Origin of the sequence: Mesorhizobium prunaredense, from assembly GCF_900156895.1 — a bacterium.
Taxonomy (GTDB): Bacteria; Pseudomonadota; Alphaproteobacteria; order Rhizobiales; family Rhizobiaceae; genus Mesorhizobium; species Mesorhizobium prunaredense.
Genome location: NZ_FTPD01000034.1, coordinates 246,254 through 260,445, shown reverse-complemented (window position 1 = coordinate 260,445; position 14,192 = coordinate 246,254). Strand labels below are relative to the sequence as shown.

The window sequence follows — 14,192 nt, the reverse complement described above, 5'->3', positions numbered from 1 at the left end:
GCAATGTCGGCCAACGACCAAAAAAGACACGGCGAAGGCGTGACAAAGCGCCGAAATAGCTGTATGTGCGCGCCGTGCTGGCAAGAACAATCTGCCGGACCCGTCAACAATGACGGTGTAGTCGCCCCTGCCCGATGTTCTCGAACCCAGATGGTCTCGAATAAAGGGCATAGCCGAGCGGTCAATGGAACTGCAAGGCGAGTGTCGGACGCTCTGACTGTCGGAAGAACAAGAAGTGGATTTTTGAGATGGATATCCTCCGTCAGCTCGAGGCCGAACAGGCCGCCAAGATCGAAGCCAAGCGCAAGCTTCCCGAATTCCAGCCCGGCGACACCGTGCGCGTCCAGGTCCGCGTGACCGAAGGCACCCGCACCCGTGTCCAGGCTTATGAGGGTGTCGTCATCGCCCGCGCCGGCGCCGGTTTCCAGGAGAATTTCACGGTTCGCAAGATTTCCTACGGCGAAGGCGTGGAGCGCGTGTTCCCGGTCTTTTCGCCGATGGTCGAAGGCGTCGAGATCGTGCGCCGCGGCAAGGTGCGCCGCGCCAAGCTCTACTACCTGCGCGATCGTCGCGGCAAGTCGGCCCGCATTTCGGAAAACACCGGCGTGCGCGCCCGCAAGCTGAACGATGATGAGCGCGATGCGCTGAACGCCGAAAAGGCCCGCATCGAGGCCGAGAAGGTGGCCGCCGCCCAGGCGCTGGCCGCCGAGAAGGCGGCGCAGGACGCCGCCGAGAAGAAGGCCGCCGACGAGGCCGCCAAGGCCGAGGAAGCCGCTGCCGCCGAATAAGGCGTCTTCAACAACCATGTTTCGGAAAGGCGGCTTCGGCCGCCTTTTTTGCCTCGCGGAATGGGTTGCGATTTTGCCGGGCTGCGTCGGTCCGCAATCGAAACGGATCGTTCCGTAATGCCTCGAAAGCATGGAATCCAATTTCGCGCGAGCCGCATCAAGCCGGCTTGCAAGGCGCCTGCGGAAAGCTAAAGTCGGCGCCGGATTTCCTGCAAGCCTCGACAATGTCGAGGCCGTTCAAATGCTCGGGGTGTACCATGATCAAATCGAAACTGCTGTTGGCCGGCCTGTTGGCTCTGATACTTGCGCCCGTCGCCGCCCTGGCGCAGGCGCTGCCAGATCTCGGCGGCAAGAAGGTGGTGGTGGTGACGGAAAACGCCTATCCGCCGCTGCAGTTCATCGATGCCAAGACCGGGAGGCAGATCGGCTGGGAATATGACGCGATGAACGAGATCGCCAAGCGGCTGAATTTCCAGGTCGAGTACCAAAACACCTCCTGGGACGCGATGATCCAGGCGGTTTCCGACAACCAGTACAACATCGGCATGACCGGCATCACCATCAAGGACGATCGCAAGCAGAAGGTCGATTTCTCCGACCCCTATATGCGCTCAGAACAGTTCATGCTGGTGCGCGGCGACGAGAAGCGCTTCACCGACGCCAAGACGCTCGGCGCTTTCAAGGACGGGCTGATCGGCGCGCAAGCCGGCACCACGCCCTTCTACACCGCTGTCTACAGCGTCCTCGACGGCAATGAGCAGAACCCGCGCATAAAACTGTTCGAGACGTTCGGCGCCACGGTGCAGGCGTTGAAGACTGGTGACGTCGATGTCGTGCTGACCGACGGCACTGCCGGCAAGGGCTATGTCGAGGCGTCCAATGGCGGGCTGAAGCTGATCGGCGGACCACTCGGCACCGAGGATTTCGGCTTTATTTTTCCGAAAGGCTCGGATCTGGTCAAGCCGGTCAATGCGGCGATCGCCGCGCTGAAGGCCGACGGCACGCTCGACGCGCTCAACAAGAAATGGTTCCTTGATTACAAGATGGGGCAGTGAGCCGGTTTGGCGCACTTGCTGCGTGACAGTGGTGGGCGTGATCTCGCGCTGACTTTGCGCTTGTACACCCCCCTCTGTCCTGCCGGACATCTCCCCCGCAAGGGCCGCAAGGGGGGAGATTTGCTGTACCCTCCGCTTTCTCCAATCTTCAACGTTAGAGAAAAAGCGCGGCCAGCGAAGCTGCCGATCTCCCCCGAGGGGGAGATGGCCGGCAGGCCAGAGTGGGGTGGCTTGGCGCGACGTTGGTTCGTCGGCGCGCCCTGATGGCAACGCCCGCATCTTCAACCGCCAAATCCGACTTCCCCTGGTGGCTCGCCGTGGCCGCTGCGCTCGCCCTGGCAGCCGCTATCTTCATCGCCGCAAGCGACCTTTACGCCCAGGTTTTCGCGACCGTCGCCAAGGGCATCGGCATCACCGTGCTCGTCACGGTGGTCGCCTTCGCGCTGGCCTCGGCAATCGGGCTCGGCATTGCGTTGATGGGGCTGTCGGGGTCGCGCTGGCTGCGCCAGATCGCTCGCTTCTATGTCGAGATCATTCGCGGCGTGCCGATGCTGGTGCTGTTGTTCTGGATCGCCTTCGCCGGCGCGCCGGCCTTCGTCGCGGGATGGAACGCGCTGACGGCGCCGCTGCAAAGCGCCGGCCTGTTCGGCGAGCTAATGATACGCGACGTATCGTTGCTATGGCGCGCGATCATGGCGCTGACCATCGGCTACTCGGCCTTCATCTCGGAGGTCTTCCGCGCCGGCATCGAGGCGGTCGAGAAGGGCCAGATCGAGGCGGCGAAGGCGCTGGGGCTGACGCGCACGCAGCGTTTTCGGCTGATCGTGTTTCCGCAGGCGATCCGCACCATCCTGCCGCCGCTCGGCAATGATTTCGTTGCCATGGTCAAGGATTCCTCGCTGGTCTCGGTGCTCGGCGTCGCCGACATCACCCAGATGGGCAAGATCTATGCCGCCGGCTCGTTCCGCTTCTTCGAAACTTATTCGATCGTCGCCTATATCTATCTCATCCTGACGGTCGGCCTGTCGCTGGCCTTGCGGGCGCTGGAGAAGCGGCTGCGCCGCCAGGATGAGCGATAGCCGGCAGGCGAGGACGGTGCTACCATTGCGGCATATGTCCTGTGTCCGGAGAAACCAGTGATCGTCGACAAAGCCAATGCCGCGCTGGATGCGGTCTATACGGCCGACACGCCGGAAGCGCTTGCCAAGGCCTACGCGGCATGGGCTGCGACCTACGACAGCGAAACCGCGTCGCTCGGTTATCTCCTGCCGTTCCTGATCGCCGCCTGGGTGGCGCGCCATGTGCCGTCAGGCGAAGCGCCGCTGCTCGATGCGGGCTGTGGCACCGGCCTGTCGGGACCGTCGCTCAAGGCGCTTGGCTATCATGACATCGCCGGGCTCGACCTGTCGGCTGAAATGCTTGAAATCGCCGGCAGCCGGCAGGCTTACAGCGAGCTGAAACAGGCGACGCTCGGCAATCCGCTGCCTTGGCCGGACGGGTATTTCCGCGCCTTCTTCTCGACCGGCGTGTTCACCATCAGCCATGCACCGGCCTCCGGCCTGCATGAACTGGTGCGCATCACCAGGAAGGGCGGCCACGCGATCTTCACCGTTCGCGACCAGGTTTTTGCGAGCGGCGGGTTTCACGCGACGTTCGACGAACTGGAGCAGGCGAAAAAATGGCGGCCGGTCGAAGAAAGCCCGTGGTTCCGCTGCTATGCGATCGCAGAGCCCCAGGCGCTGGTGAAGACATTTGTGTTCGAGGTGGTTTGAATCCCGGTTTGCAGAACCCAGGTTCTGCGAACGCAGCCGCAATTGCCGAAAAGCCAAAACATTGATATGAGCCACGCCATGGAACAGCTTTTTGGCGATCCGGCTTACAAGGGGTTCGTGCTGCAAGACAGAAAACGCCTGCCGTCGCGATTCGCGGCGCGCGTTTCCGGCGCTCTGACCAGCCGACTTCGCTAGGCCGTGTTCGCCGGCTAGCCAGGCGCTAGTCGCTTCCCATTTTCATATCGACGGATTTACGCACATGAGCGCACCGCGCACCCTCTACGACAAGATATTCGACGACCATGTCGTCGACCGCCAGGACGACGGCACCTGCCTGCTCTATATCGACCGTCACCTCGTCCATGAAGTGACCAGCCCGCAAGCTTTCGAAGGCCTGCGCATGACCGGCAGAAAGGTCCGCCATCCGGAAAAGACGCTGGCCGTGGTCGATCACAACGTATCGACCTCGCCCGAGCGCAAGTTCGGCATCAAGAACGAGGAAAGCCGCATCCAGGTCGAGGCGCTGGCCAGGAACGCCAAGGATTTTGGCGTCGAATACTATTCCGAGAAGGATATCCGCCAGGGCATCGTCCACATCATCGGTCCGGAGCAAGGTTTTACGCTGCCCGGCATGACCATCGTCTGCGGCGACAGCCACACCTCGACGCATGGTGCATTCGGCGCATTGGCGCACGGCATCGGCACGTCGGAAGTCGAGCATGTGCTGGCCACGCAGACGCTGATCCAGCGCAAGGCCAGGAACATGCTGGTGCGCGTCGACGGCGTGCTGCCGGAAGGCGTCACCGCCAAGGACATTATTTTGGCGATCATCGGCGAGATCGGCACTGCCGGCGGCACCGGCTACGTCATCGAATATGCCGGCGAAGCGATCCGCGCGCTGTCGATGGAAGGGCGCATGACCATCTGCAACATGTCGATCGAGGGCGGCGCCCGGGCCGGCCTGATCGCGCCCGACGAGACGACCTTTGCCTATGTCAGGGACAAGCCGCGCGCGCCGAAGGGCGAGGCGTGGAACGCCGCGCTCGCCTACTGGAAGACGCTGCAGTCCGACGAGGGCGCGCATTTCGACAAGGTGGTCGTGCTCGACGCCGCGAAACTGCCGCCGATCGTCTCCTGGGGCTCCTCGCCCGAGGACGTCGTCTCGGTCCAGGGTATCGTGCCGAACCCCGACGATATCACCGATGAGAACAAGCGTACGTCCAAGCAGCGCGCGCTCGACTATATGGGCCTGACTCCAGGCACCAAGATCACCGATATCGCGCTCGACCGCGTCTTCATCGGCTCCTGCACCAACGGTCGCATCGAGGATCTGCGCGCTGTCGCCAAGGTGGTCGAGGGCAAGAAAGTCAGCCCTCACGTCGATGCGATGATCGTGCCGGGCTCCGGTCTGGTCAAGGAGCAGGCGGAGGCCGAAGGTCTCGACAAGATCTTTGTCGCCGCCGGCTTCGACTGGCGCGAGCCGGGCTGCTCGATGTGCCTTGCCATGAACGACGACCGGCTGAAGCCGCATGAGCGCTGCGCCTCGACCTCGAACCGCAATTTCGAGGGCCGCCAGGGTTTTAAGGGCCGCACCCATCTGGTGTCGCCGGCGATGGCGGCGGCGGCGGCGATCGCCGGCCATTTCGTCGACATCCGCGAGTGGAAATAAGCCGATGGCGATAGGCCAGAACCCGAACCGCGATGCGGTTCGGGTTTTCTTCACCCTGGACGCCTGACGATCTCATGGAACTGCTCACGCCGGCCGGGTTCATCCTTTGCCACCACGAGCGCCAGCTGCCGTTCGTCGAACAGTTTGAACCATTCGTCCCATTCGACCAGTTCGTAGCCGCCGGCGTTGGCCGGGCGTTCGGCCTGGTCCTGGTCCTGATAGGCATGCTGGCCGAAAACCAGCCTCAGCATGGCTTGCGTTCCCGTTTCGGGCGACACGTCTACGATTGCCGGAAATCCGGCGCGCGCCGCGGCCCATGAGCGAATTGCTTCGTGGTCGGTCAGCATGATCGTTTCGGCCATGAAAGCATCTCCATCGATTGCTGCTGGAAAACGCCGATCGCGTTTTCAAGTTCCGTGCAGCCTCATGGCGTCGGCAGGCTTCCGCCCGGCGCGAGAGTAACGCGAGCTTCGGCGAGGCCGCCCCACCGGCGAGGCAGAGCTGGAGCCGCTGATGCAGCGCGCCTACGAGGCGCTTTACAAAAACCAAACGGAACAGGCCGTCCTATCAACGGTCGGCCTATCGACAGTTGGAGGCGTGCTTGTTGTGGAGCCGCTCAAAGCCGGCTGATCATCAGGCCCCACGTTAACGTCTTTTTCGCCCGTTCGTGATTTGCTGTCGCAGGGAGTGCGAAAGACCACATGGGCGGCGGCGCAGAGTTCATCCTTGCAATCAACCTGCTCGTCGCCGGCCTGCTGGCGGCTGCCTTCATGACCATCTCGTTCAACGACGTGGCGCGCGCGCCGGCGCGCTGTCTGGTCTTCGGTTATCTGCTCGGGATGGCCTATTTCGCCATCGAGTTCAGCATTCCGCTCTTCGACAATGCGCGACCCGCAGTCGTCGCGGGCTTCGCCGTTTTCCTGGGCGCCACCATCGCCTTCAATGGCGGGCTTGCCCATAAATACGGCGTGGCGCCGCTGTGGGCGCCGATGCTCGTCTTCCTGTTTGCGGCCACCGCCGCCGTGTATTTCGTGCAGGATCTACCGCGCCAATCGCTTGCTCGCATGATGGCCTACCAGCTTCCCTATGCCGCCATGCAGGTCGTCGGCGTCGGCATCGTCTGGTCATCGAGGCAAAGACGCGACTGGCTCGACCATGCGCTGATGGCCGTACTGGCGGCCAGCGCCCTGCAATTCGTGAGCAAGCCGTTCATCGCCCATGCATTGGGCGGCTGGGGAGCCAATCCGCAGGCCTATCTGCAGAGCAACTACGCTCTGGTATCGCAATCGCTCGGCACGGTGTTCGCCATGACAATCGCGCTTCTCATCCTGATCATTCTGGTCCGCGACGTGCTCGCCGAAGCGACGTCGAAGTCGGAAACGGACACGCTATCGAGGCTGCTCAACCGAGGCGGCTTCGAGCGTCATGCCGAGCTCGCGATGCGTGACGCCGTGCGCAGGGGTATTCCGGTCGCCTTGGTCATCGCCGACCTCGACCATTTCAAGAGCATCAACGACAGTTTCGGCCACGCATCCGGCGACCGGGTCATCGAGGCCTTTGCCGGCTTCCTGCGTGATGCGGCCGCCGAGCATCACGTCGCCGGCCGCATCGGTGGTGAGGAATTCGCCATCATCCTGCCGGGAACCAACCTCGCCGCCGCGCCGCTCTTCGCCGAAGGCACGCGCAGCGCTTTCGGGGCGTTGCCGATCGACTGTCTGCCGGCGAACCATCGTTGCACCGCCAGCTTCGGCGTTGCCGAGCTCCACCCGGCTGAGGATTTTTCCGACCTGCTGCGGCGCGCCGACGAAGCGCTCTATCAAGCGAAGAGCAGTGGACGCAATTGCGTGCGGATCTCGATAGGATCAATCGCCGCCCGGCAGCCGGCTGTCGCCAATGCCGGGCCGAGGATCAGCGGCAGGGGCTAAGCTCCGGCATCTCGCCGTCGGAAAGCCCGTACATATAGCTGCGGCCCTTCACGAAAACCGGCGGCCTGTAGCAGTCGCGGCTGCTGATGTCATCGGGGTCGTCTTCATAGATGATTTTGGGCTGGCCGGCGCCGGTGTGGTCCGACAGTTCCTTGGCCAGGTTGCCCTTGCCAACGAGGATGCGCTTGTAGCCGGCGGCGCTCTCGATGACGAGATTTCCGAAGGAATCGGCGTAGACGCGGTCACGCGTCCCGGCGCGTGCCGGCGCTGCGAATGCGAAGCCGATGGCCACCGCCACCAGGACGACGGCCGTCGAGACGGGCGCCGGAAGGCGCGATCTGGCTGAATTCGAACGCATGGCGTCCCCCATTTGTCAGAGGCCGAGTCTTGCTCGAATCACAAATTAACCTTTTCTTAACCATTGTTAAGAGGCCAGTCCTGCTGGCCGCCAGTTCTCGGCAAACATGGTTAATATCCGCGGCCATCTTTCGGCCATGCTTGCCACCACCATCGCGGCCGGCGCCGAGCGCGACATCGGTGATCTTGGCAAAGCATCGCGGCTGGATTGACGCGCAGGGAGACAGCACATGGCGTTAGGCCGGACATTTCGGGTGACGCTGGCCCTTTGTCCATTGCTGACCACAATTGCCTGCGTGTCTCAGACCAATGCGCCGAAGGCCGGAAATCCGCTCGCCGATTCACCGCAACCGCGCACCGCGACCTACACTTGCGCCGATGGCGCCAGGATCACCATCGAAAATCTCGGCACTTCGGTGAGGGTGCTTGGCCCAGACGGCGCCAGCGAGGACCTGCCGGCCTCGCCAGCCAATCAAAACAGCCGCTTCGGCGCGGCGCATGACGCAATCGTGATCGACGGGCGCGACGCGCTGGTGATGAAGGGCGGCGCCACCCCGCTGACCTGTATCCGCTGACCGGGTGTGCTGATATTCAGGTGAGGCCGGCCTGCAAATGGCAGCTTCCTGCGCTTCCGGTGCTCACGTAGGGAAATGTACGCTCCGCTCCGGAGCTACCATTTTCGACTCGGCCTGACCTGAATCTCAACACACCCTGGGCGCCCAGGCCGGGCAGATATGTTGCATCGCAGCGAACATTGCGCCGGCTTTGAGGTCCTGCCCTAATCGATTGAAGCGAAACACCGCCTTTTCTCAGACTAAATTACGTTTTCGAAACGATTTTCCGGCTTTGACGCGGTGCAAAAAGAGCATTAGAAACCGGGCTGTCCAAAGTCGCAACCGGAAGCGGTAATGCCGCATTTCCACCTGGGGCTCCAGAGACGCCGAACTGGGGGAGCCATGAGCAAATCACCAGCCACCCGCGAATTTGCCAGACGTGAACGGCCGCTTTCGCCGCATCTGACCGTCTATCGACCGCCGATCACGATGACGATGTCGATCATCCATCGCATCACCGGCGGGGCGCTCTATTTCGGCACGCTGCTGGTCGCGCTGTGGCTGATGGCGGCGGCGAGCTCGCAGTCCACCTTCGATGCCGTCAACTGGGCCTTCGGCTCGTGGCTGGGGCGGCTGGTGCTGTTGTTCTATACCTGGGCGCTGATGCACCACATGCTGGGCGGCGTGCGCCATCTGATCTGGGACACCGGGGCCGGTCTTGAAAAGGACACGGCCTCCAGGGTCGCCTGGGCGACGCTGGCCGGCTCGATCGTACTGACGCTGCTGATCTGGATCGCCGGCTACATGGCACGGGGAGCCTGATCGTGAGCCACCACAACACCGACATGCGCACCCCGCTGGCCAAGGTCCGCGGCCTCGGCTCCGCCCGCGAGGGCACGGAGCATTTCTGGCGCCAGCGCCTGACGGCAATCGCCAACATTCCGCTGATCCTGTTCTTCGTCGGCTTTCTGATCGCGCTGAACGGCGCCGGCTATGCCCAAGTGCGCGCCGCACTTGCCAACCCGTTCGTGGCGCTGGTCCTGGCCCTGGTGCTGTTGTCCGGGCTCTACCATATGCGGCTCGGCATGCAGGCGATCATCGAGGATTATGTGCATGGTGAGGGCATGAGGCTGGCGCTGCTCGCGCTCAACACATTCTTTCCCGTAGTGGTCGGCGTCGCCTCGATCTTCGCCCTGCTCAAACTGGCATTTGGAGGCTGAAATTTTGGCCAAGGACGCGAACAACGCCAACACGGCGTCCGCCTACAGCTATGTCGACCACAAATTCGACGTGGTTGTGGTCGGCGCCGGCGGCGCCGGCCTGCGCGCCACGCTCGGCATGGCCGAACAGGGCCTGCGCACCGCCTGCATCACCAAGGTTTTCCCGACGCGATCGCACACTGTCGCCGCTCAGGGCGGCATCGCCGCCTCGCTGTCCAACATGGGCCCCGATTCCTGGCAGTGGCACATGTACGACACCGTGAAAGGATCGGACTGGCTCGGCGACGTCGACGCCATGGAATATCTGGTGCGCGAAGCACCCGCCGCCGTCTACGAGCTCGAGCATTACGGCGTGCCGTTCTCGCGCACCGAAGAGGGCAAGATCTACCAGCGGCCGTTCGGCGGCCATATGATGAATTTCGGCGACGGCCCGCCGGTGCAGCGCACCTGTGCGGCCGCCGACCGCACCGGTCACGCCATCCTGCACACGCTCTACGGCCAGTCGCTGAAGAACAACGCGCAGTTCTTCATCGAGTATTTCGCGCTCGACCTGATCATGGAGCCGGACGGCACCTGCACCGGCGTCGTCGCCTGGAACCTCGACGACGGCACCATCCACCGTTTTTCGGCAAAGATGGTGGTGCTGGCGACCGGCGGCTATGGCCGCGCCTATTTCTCGGCGACCTCGGCGCACACCTGCACCGGCGACGGCGGCGGCATGGCGGCGCGGGCCGGGCTGCCGCTGCAGGACATGGAGTTCGTGCAGTTCCACCCGACCGGCATCTACGGCGCCGGCTGCCTGATCACCGAGGGCGCGCGCGGCGAAGGCGGCTATCTTGTCAATTCAGAAGGCGAGCGCTTCATGGAGCGCTATGCGCCATCGGCCAAGGACCTTGCCTCGCGTGACGTGGTCTCGCGCTGCATGACGCTGGAGATTCGCGAGGGACGCGGCGTCGGCAAGAGCAAGGACCATATTTTCCTCCACCTCGACCACCTCGATCCGGCCGTCTTGCACGAGCGACTTCCGGGTATTTCGGAGTCGGCAAAGATCTTTGCCGGCGTCGATCTGACCAAGGAGCCGATCCCGGTGCTGCCGACGGTCCACTACAATATGGGCGGCGTGCCGACCAACTACTGGGGAGAGGTGCTCAACCCCACCGCCTTGAACCCGGACCAGGTGTCGCCCGGGCTGATGGCGGTCGGCGAAGCCGGCTGCGCCTCCGTCCACGGCGCCAACCGGCTGGGCTCCAACTCGCTGATCGATCTGGTGGTGTTCGGCCGCGCGGCGGCGATCCGGGCCGGCCAGGTGATCGACCGCAACGCGGCGATCCCGTCGCCCAACGAAGCCTCGGTCGACAAGATCATGGACCGCTTCGACCGGCTGCGCCACGCCAACGGCTCGACGCCGACGGCGGTCCTGCGCGAAAAGATGCAGAAGGCGATGCAGGACGATGCGGCGGTGTTCCGCACCCAAGAATCGCTGCAAAGCGGCTGCAAGCGCATTTCGCAGATCTGGGGCGAGCTCAAGGGCGTAAAAGTGTTCGACCGCTCGATGATCTGGAACTCCGATCTGGTCGAGACGCTGGAGCTGGAAAACCTGATGGCCAACGCCATCACCACGGTCTACGCCGCCGAGGCGCGCAAGGAGAGCCGTGGCGCGCATGCGCGGGAAGATTTTTCGGCGCGCGACGATGCCAACTGGCGCAAGCACACGCTGGCCCGGCTCAGCGAGGCCGGCGAGGTGTCGCTCAGCTATCGGCCGGTGCACACCGAGCCGCTGCTCAGGGAAGCAGACGGCGGCATCAACCTGGCCAAGATCGCGCCCAAGCCGAGGGTGTATTGACGATGGCCGCCGTAAACGGGACTTGGTCCGGGCTGAAGCTCGTCATCCGAAAGGACCTGAGATAATGGTCGAACTCACCCTTCCGAAAAATTCGAAGATCAAGGCCGGGAAAACCTGGCCGAAGCCGGAAGGCGCGACCAATCTGCGGGAGTACCGCATCTACCGCTGGTCGCCGGACGATGACGAGAACCCGCGCATGGATACCTATTTCGTCGACATGGACGATTGCGGGCCGATGGTGCTCGACGCGCTGCTCTACATCAAGAACAAGATCGACCCGACGCTGACCCTGCGCCGCTCCTGCCGCGAGGGCATTTGCGGCTCCTGCGCCATGAATATCGACGGTTCCAACACGCTCGCCTGCACCAAGGGCTGCGACGACATTTCCGGCGCGATCAAGGTCTATCCGCTGCCGCATATGTCGGTGGTCAAGGACCTGGTGCCGGACCTCACCAATTTCTACGCCCAGCACGCTTCGATCGAGCCATGGCTGAAGACGGTGTCGCCGGAGCCGGCCAAAGAATGGCTGCAGAGCCATGAGGACCGCGAAAAGCTCGACGGGCTCTATGAATGCATCTTGTGCGCCTGCTGCTCGACCTCATGTCCGAGCTATTGGTGGAACGGCGACCGCTATCTCGGTCCGGCGACGCTGCTACAGGCCTATCGCTGGCTGATCGATTCCCGGGACGAGGCCAAGGGCGAACGGCTCGACAATCTCGAAGACCCGTTCCGGCTCTATCGCTGCCACACCATCATGAACTGCGCCCAGACCTGTCCCAAGGGGCTGAACCCGGCCAAGGCGATCGCCGAGATCAAGAAGATGATGGTGGAGAGAAGGGTTTAGCTTCGGACGGCTGCCTCGGCGACAACGATTGCCCAGCATGTTCATAGTAGCGATCCTTCACACCCCCCTCTGTCCTGCCGGACATCTCCCCCGCAAAGGGCAGGGCTGTCCGGCAGGACAGAGGGGGGCGCTGTCCCGCCGACTTCAAAAGGATAGCCATCCGATGACCGATACCGAACTCCCCATCCTCTCTCCTGTCGAATCGCGCGTGCTCGGTTGCCTGATCGAAAAGAAGGAACTGACGCCCGACATCTACCCGCTGACGCTCAATGCGGCACTTGCCGCCGCCAACCAGAAGACGGCGCGCGAGCCGGTGATGTCGATCGAGCTTGCCGAGGTCAGACGAGCGCTTGGCCAGCTCGAGCACAAGGGGCTGGTCAGGCAGGTCTTTGCCTCGCGCGTCGAGCGCTACGAGCATGTCGTCGCGCAGCGCTTTTCGCTGACCTCGGCGCAGATTGCGCTGCTTGGGCTGCTGTTGCTGCGCGGTCCGCAGACCGCCTATGAATTGCTGGCGCGCAGCGAGCGCATGGCGCGGTTGCCCTCCATCGACGAGCTTCGCAGCAATCTCGACCTGTTGATCGGCCGCAAGCCACCGCTCGTTCAGCAGACCGATCGTGGTCCGGGCCAGCGTGAGGACCGCTATGTGCATCTCTTGGGCGGACCGGTGCAGCTGTCGGCTGCCGCGGCGCCCTTGCAAGCGCCTTCGCCGGCCTCGGATATCGAAGCGCGCGTGCAGGCTCTCGAGGAAGAGGTTGCGCAGTTGCGCGCACGCATCGACGCGCTGACCGGCGACGGACGTTGATGACCTTTTGATGCGTCGGAGCGACGTGAAGGATCGCCTACGCCCCACAAATGAAAACGCCGGCCTTGGAGCCGGCGTTTATCACCTCATGCCATTTGCTCAGCCGAGCTTGGCGTCGAGCGACACCTTTATGGCGCCGAGCGACTTCGAGACCGGGCATTCGGCCTTGGCCTTCTCGGCCAGCTCCTGGAATTTCGCCGCATCGATGCCCGGCACCTTGCCGACCACCGTGAGCGCGCTGCCTGTGATCCCCGTGCCAGGAATCAGCGTCACCACCGCCTTGGCGTCGAGTTCGGTGGCGGGGGTGCCGTTCTCGGCCAGAAAGTGAGAGAACTGCATGGCAAAACAGCCGGCATGCGCGGCGGCGATGAGTTCCTCCGGATTGGTGCCGGCCTTGCCGCTTTCATCCTCGAACCGCGCCTTGAACGAGTACGGCGTGCCTTTCAGGGCCCCGCTCTGCGTCTCGAGTGTGCCGTTGCCCTCTTTCAGATTGCCTTTCCAGACGGCGTTTGCGGTGCGGTCCATGAAGTCCTCCTTGATTGTGGTGGCTGAGCCGTGATCGGCGTCTGGTCGACTATAGCGCGCACGGGCACGAAGGCCACCCGTGCTTTTGCGCCAATGGCGACGCGTAAAAAAAATCTGCGTGCAAAAATGTCGACTTCCATCTGCCTCGGCCGTCCTGCGGGCGGTTACGGGTTTCGTGGCCGAATGGAGGACACCATGAATAATCTGTTTTCTGCTCACTGGGGAGACACCGGCCGAAAGGCGGCTGAACAGGAAGCCGACTGGTTGGCTCGGCAACCTTGCGGTTTCGGTCGACTGCTTGCTGCGGTCGCCATCATTGGGGTTGCGGTATCCCTTCTCGATCATGCGGCGGTCAAAAGCCCGGCTGGAACCTTGGTCGCCAACGGTTCGTCCCAACAAGGAGATGAAAGATGAAATATGTTTGCCTGGTCTACGGCCAGGAAAAAGACCTTTACGCAATGAGCCCGGAGAGGCTGGCCAGGCTCGACGCCGACTCGCTGGCCTATGACAGGTCGGTGGAGCAAAGCGGCCGGCTGATCATCGCGCAGGCGCTGCAATCGGTAAAAACCTCGAAAACCGTGCGCCGGCGCAAGGGCAAGCGGCTGATCACCGATGGTCCCTTCGCCGAGACCAAGGAGCAATTGCTCGGCTTCGTCATGATCGAGGCGGGAGATCTCGACGAGGCGCTGGAGGTCGCCGGCGGGATTCCGCTGGCCGAAATCGGCATGATCGAGGTCAGGGCGATCTACAACGTGCCGGGATCCTAGAGATTATGCCGTTGGCGTCCGGCGGGACCAATTTCTTCGGCGGGCGCAACTTTTGCGTGTTGAAGCGAGAC

At 63.1% G+C, this 14,192-nt stretch carries 17 protein-coding genes; 14 read left to right on the top strand and 3 right to left on the bottom strand.

The window, feature by feature from the left end; genetic code table 11:
- Positions 1–248 precede the first annotated feature (248 nt).
- The 5 genes from rplS to leuC all read left to right on the top strand — a co-directional run bounded on the left by rplS (position 249) and on the right by leuC (position 5,284).
- The gene (rplS, locus tag BQ8794_RS22890) at positions 249–788 is read left to right on the top strand and encodes a 50S ribosomal protein L19 (RefSeq protein ID WP_077380901.1); all 540 of its coding nucleotides are present in this window, start codon (positions 249–251) and stop codon (positions 786–788) included.
- Positions 789–1,045: 257 nt separating this feature from the next.
- Positions 1,046–1,843, top strand: a complete 798-nt coding sequence (locus tag BQ8794_RS22885; RefSeq protein ID WP_077380900.1) for a transporter substrate-binding domain-containing protein — start codon at positions 1,046–1,048, stop codon at positions 1,841–1,843.
- Positions 1,844–2,106: 263 nt separating this feature from the next.
- Positions 2,107–2,922: an amino acid ABC transporter permease gene (locus tag BQ8794_RS22875; protein WP_077380899.1), complete on the top strand. Its 816-nt coding sequence runs from the start codon at positions 2,107–2,109 to the stop codon at positions 2,920–2,922.
- 57 nt (positions 2,923–2,979) lie between these two features.
- Complete coding sequence (locus BQ8794_RS22870; protein ID WP_077380898.1) at positions 2,980–3,615, top strand: class I SAM-dependent DNA methyltransferase; 636 nt, start codon at positions 2,980–2,982, stop codon at positions 3,613–3,615.
- Positions 3,616–3,874: 259 nt separating this feature from the next.
- The gene (gene leuC, locus BQ8794_RS22860) at positions 3,875–5,284 is read left to right on the top strand and encodes a 3-isopropylmalate dehydratase large subunit (protein ID WP_077380896.1); all 1,410 of its coding nucleotides are present in this window, start codon (positions 3,875–3,877) and stop codon (positions 5,282–5,284) included.
- Positions 5,285–5,334: 50 nt separating this feature from the next.
- On the opposite strand, the gene BQ8794_RS22855 is transcribed toward leuC, so the two are convergent.
- Positions 5,335–5,646: a hypothetical protein gene (locus tag BQ8794_RS22855; RefSeq protein WP_077380895.1), complete on the bottom strand. Its 312-nt coding sequence runs from the start codon at positions 5,644–5,646 to the stop codon at positions 5,335–5,337.
- A 339-nt stretch (positions 5,647–5,985) separates the two neighbouring features.
- Between BQ8794_RS22855 and BQ8794_RS22850 the strand changes: the two genes are divergently transcribed.
- Complete coding sequence (locus BQ8794_RS22850) at positions 5,986–7,209, top strand: GGDEF domain-containing protein (RefSeq protein WP_077380894.1); 1,224 nt, start codon at positions 5,986–5,988, stop codon at positions 7,207–7,209.
- On the opposite strand, the gene BQ8794_RS22845 is transcribed toward BQ8794_RS22850, so the two are convergent.
- Positions 7,193–7,567: a hypothetical protein gene (locus tag BQ8794_RS22845; RefSeq protein ID WP_077381020.1), complete on the bottom strand. Its 375-nt coding sequence runs from the start codon at positions 7,565–7,567 to the stop codon at positions 7,193–7,195. The genes BQ8794_RS22850 and BQ8794_RS22845 overlap by 17 nt on opposite strands.
- Before the next feature lie 229 nt (positions 7,568–7,796).
- Between BQ8794_RS22845 and BQ8794_RS22840 the strand changes: the two genes are divergently transcribed.
- The 6 genes from BQ8794_RS22840 (at position 7,797) to BQ8794_RS22815 (ending at position 12,829) form a co-directional block, all read left to right on the top strand.
- Positions 7,797–8,141 carry a hypothetical protein gene (locus tag BQ8794_RS22840; protein WP_077380893.1) on the top strand — a complete coding sequence of 115 codons (345 nt, stop codon included), beginning with the start codon at positions 7,797–7,799 and terminating at the stop codon, positions 8,139–8,141.
- A 381-nt stretch (positions 8,142–8,522) separates the two neighbouring features.
- Positions 8,523–8,942, top strand: a complete 420-nt coding sequence (gene sdhC / locus BQ8794_RS22835) for a succinate dehydrogenase, cytochrome b556 subunit (protein WP_077380892.1) — start codon at positions 8,523–8,525, stop codon at positions 8,940–8,942.
- A gap of 23 nt (positions 8,943–8,965) precedes the next feature.
- The gene (gene sdhD / locus BQ8794_RS22830) at positions 8,966–9,340 is read left to right on the top strand and encodes a succinate dehydrogenase, hydrophobic membrane anchor protein (RefSeq protein WP_268929907.1); all 375 of its coding nucleotides are present in this window, start codon (positions 8,966–8,968) and stop codon (positions 9,338–9,340) included.
- Between the two features lie 4 nt (positions 9,341–9,344).
- Complete coding sequence (sdhA, locus tag BQ8794_RS22825; protein ID WP_077381019.1) at positions 9,345–11,183, top strand: succinate dehydrogenase flavoprotein subunit; 1,839 nt, start codon at positions 9,345–9,347, stop codon at positions 11,181–11,183.
- A gap of 64 nt (positions 11,184–11,247) precedes the next feature.
- Positions 11,248–12,027: a succinate dehydrogenase iron-sulfur subunit gene (locus BQ8794_RS22820; protein ID WP_077380891.1), complete on the top strand. Its 780-nt coding sequence runs from the start codon at positions 11,248–11,250 to the stop codon at positions 12,025–12,027.
- 163 nt (positions 12,028–12,190) lie between these two features.
- Entirely contained in the window at positions 12,191–12,829 is a 639-nt protein-coding gene (locus tag BQ8794_RS22815; RefSeq protein WP_077380890.1) for a YceH family protein, read from the top strand.
- A gap of 99 nt (positions 12,830–12,928) precedes the next feature.
- Here the strand turns inward: BQ8794_RS22815 and BQ8794_RS22810 are convergent, their stop codons facing one another.
- The gene (locus BQ8794_RS22810) at positions 12,929–13,354 is read right to left on the bottom strand and encodes an OsmC family protein (RefSeq protein ID WP_077380889.1); all 426 of its coding nucleotides are present in this window, start codon (positions 13,352–13,354) and stop codon (positions 12,929–12,931) included.
- Between the two features lie 30 nt (positions 13,355–13,384).
- Between BQ8794_RS22810 and BQ8794_RS36690 the strand changes: the two genes are divergently transcribed.
- Positions 13,385–13,768: a hypothetical protein gene (locus BQ8794_RS36690; RefSeq protein WP_244555066.1), complete on the top strand. Its 384-nt coding sequence runs from the start codon at positions 13,385–13,387 to the stop codon at positions 13,766–13,768.
- Positions 13,765–14,121 (top strand): YciI family protein, encoded by a 357-nt coding sequence (locus tag BQ8794_RS22800; protein ID WP_077380888.1) that lies wholly within the window; start codon positions 13,765–13,767, stop codon positions 14,119–14,121. The genes BQ8794_RS36690 and BQ8794_RS22800 overlap by 4 nt, the downstream gene beginning before the upstream one ends.
- Positions 14,122–14,192 lie beyond the last annotated feature (71 nt).

What these genes read in the sequence shown, in the direction of transcription:
- rplS (WP_077380901.1), top strand. Translation starts at nt 249, where the DNA reads ATGGATATCCTCCGTCAGCTCGAGGCCGAACAGGCCGCCAAGATCGAA.
- BQ8794_RS22885 (WP_077380900.1), top strand. Translation starts at nt 1,046, where the DNA reads ATGATCAAATCGAAACTGCTGTTGGCCGGCCTGTTGGCTCTGATACTT.
- BQ8794_RS22875 (WP_077380899.1), top strand. Translation starts at nt 2,107, where the DNA reads ATGGCAACGCCCGCATCTTCAACCGCCAAATCCGACTTCCCCTGGTGG.
- leuC (WP_077380896.1), top strand. Translation starts at nt 3,875, where the DNA reads ATGAGCGCACCGCGCACCCTCTACGACAAGATATTCGACGACCATGTC.
- BQ8794_RS22855 (WP_077380895.1), bottom strand. Translation starts at nt 5,646, where the DNA reads ATGGCCGAAACGATCATGCTGACCGACCACGAAGCAATTCGCTCATGG.
- BQ8794_RS22850 (WP_077380894.1), top strand. Translation starts at nt 5,986, where the DNA reads ATGGGCGGCGGCGCAGAGTTCATCCTTGCAATCAACCTGCTCGTCGCC.
- BQ8794_RS22845 (WP_077381020.1), bottom strand. Translation starts at nt 7,567, where the DNA reads ATGCGTTCGAATTCAGCCAGATCGCGCCTTCCGGCGCCCGTCTCGACG.
- BQ8794_RS22840 (WP_077380893.1), top strand. Translation starts at nt 7,797, where the DNA reads ATGGCGTTAGGCCGGACATTTCGGGTGACGCTGGCCCTTTGTCCATTG.
- sdhC (WP_077380892.1), top strand. Translation starts at nt 8,523, where the DNA reads ATGAGCAAATCACCAGCCACCCGCGAATTTGCCAGACGTGAACGGCCG.
- sdhD (WP_268929907.1), top strand. Translation starts at nt 8,966, where the DNA reads ATGCGCACCCCGCTGGCCAAGGTCCGCGGCCTCGGCTCCGCCCGCGAG.
- BQ8794_RS22820 (WP_077380891.1), top strand. Translation starts at nt 11,248, where the DNA reads ATGGTCGAACTCACCCTTCCGAAAAATTCGAAGATCAAGGCCGGGAAA.
- BQ8794_RS22815 (WP_077380890.1), top strand. Translation starts at nt 12,191, where the DNA reads ATGACCGATACCGAACTCCCCATCCTCTCTCCTGTCGAATCGCGCGTG.
- BQ8794_RS22810 (WP_077380889.1), bottom strand. Translation starts at nt 13,354, where the DNA reads ATGGACCGCACCGCAAACGCCGTCTGGAAAGGCAATCTGAAAGAGGGC.
- BQ8794_RS22800 (WP_077380888.1), top strand. Translation starts at nt 13,765, where the DNA reads ATGAAATATGTTTGCCTGGTCTACGGCCAGGAAAAAGACCTTTACGCA.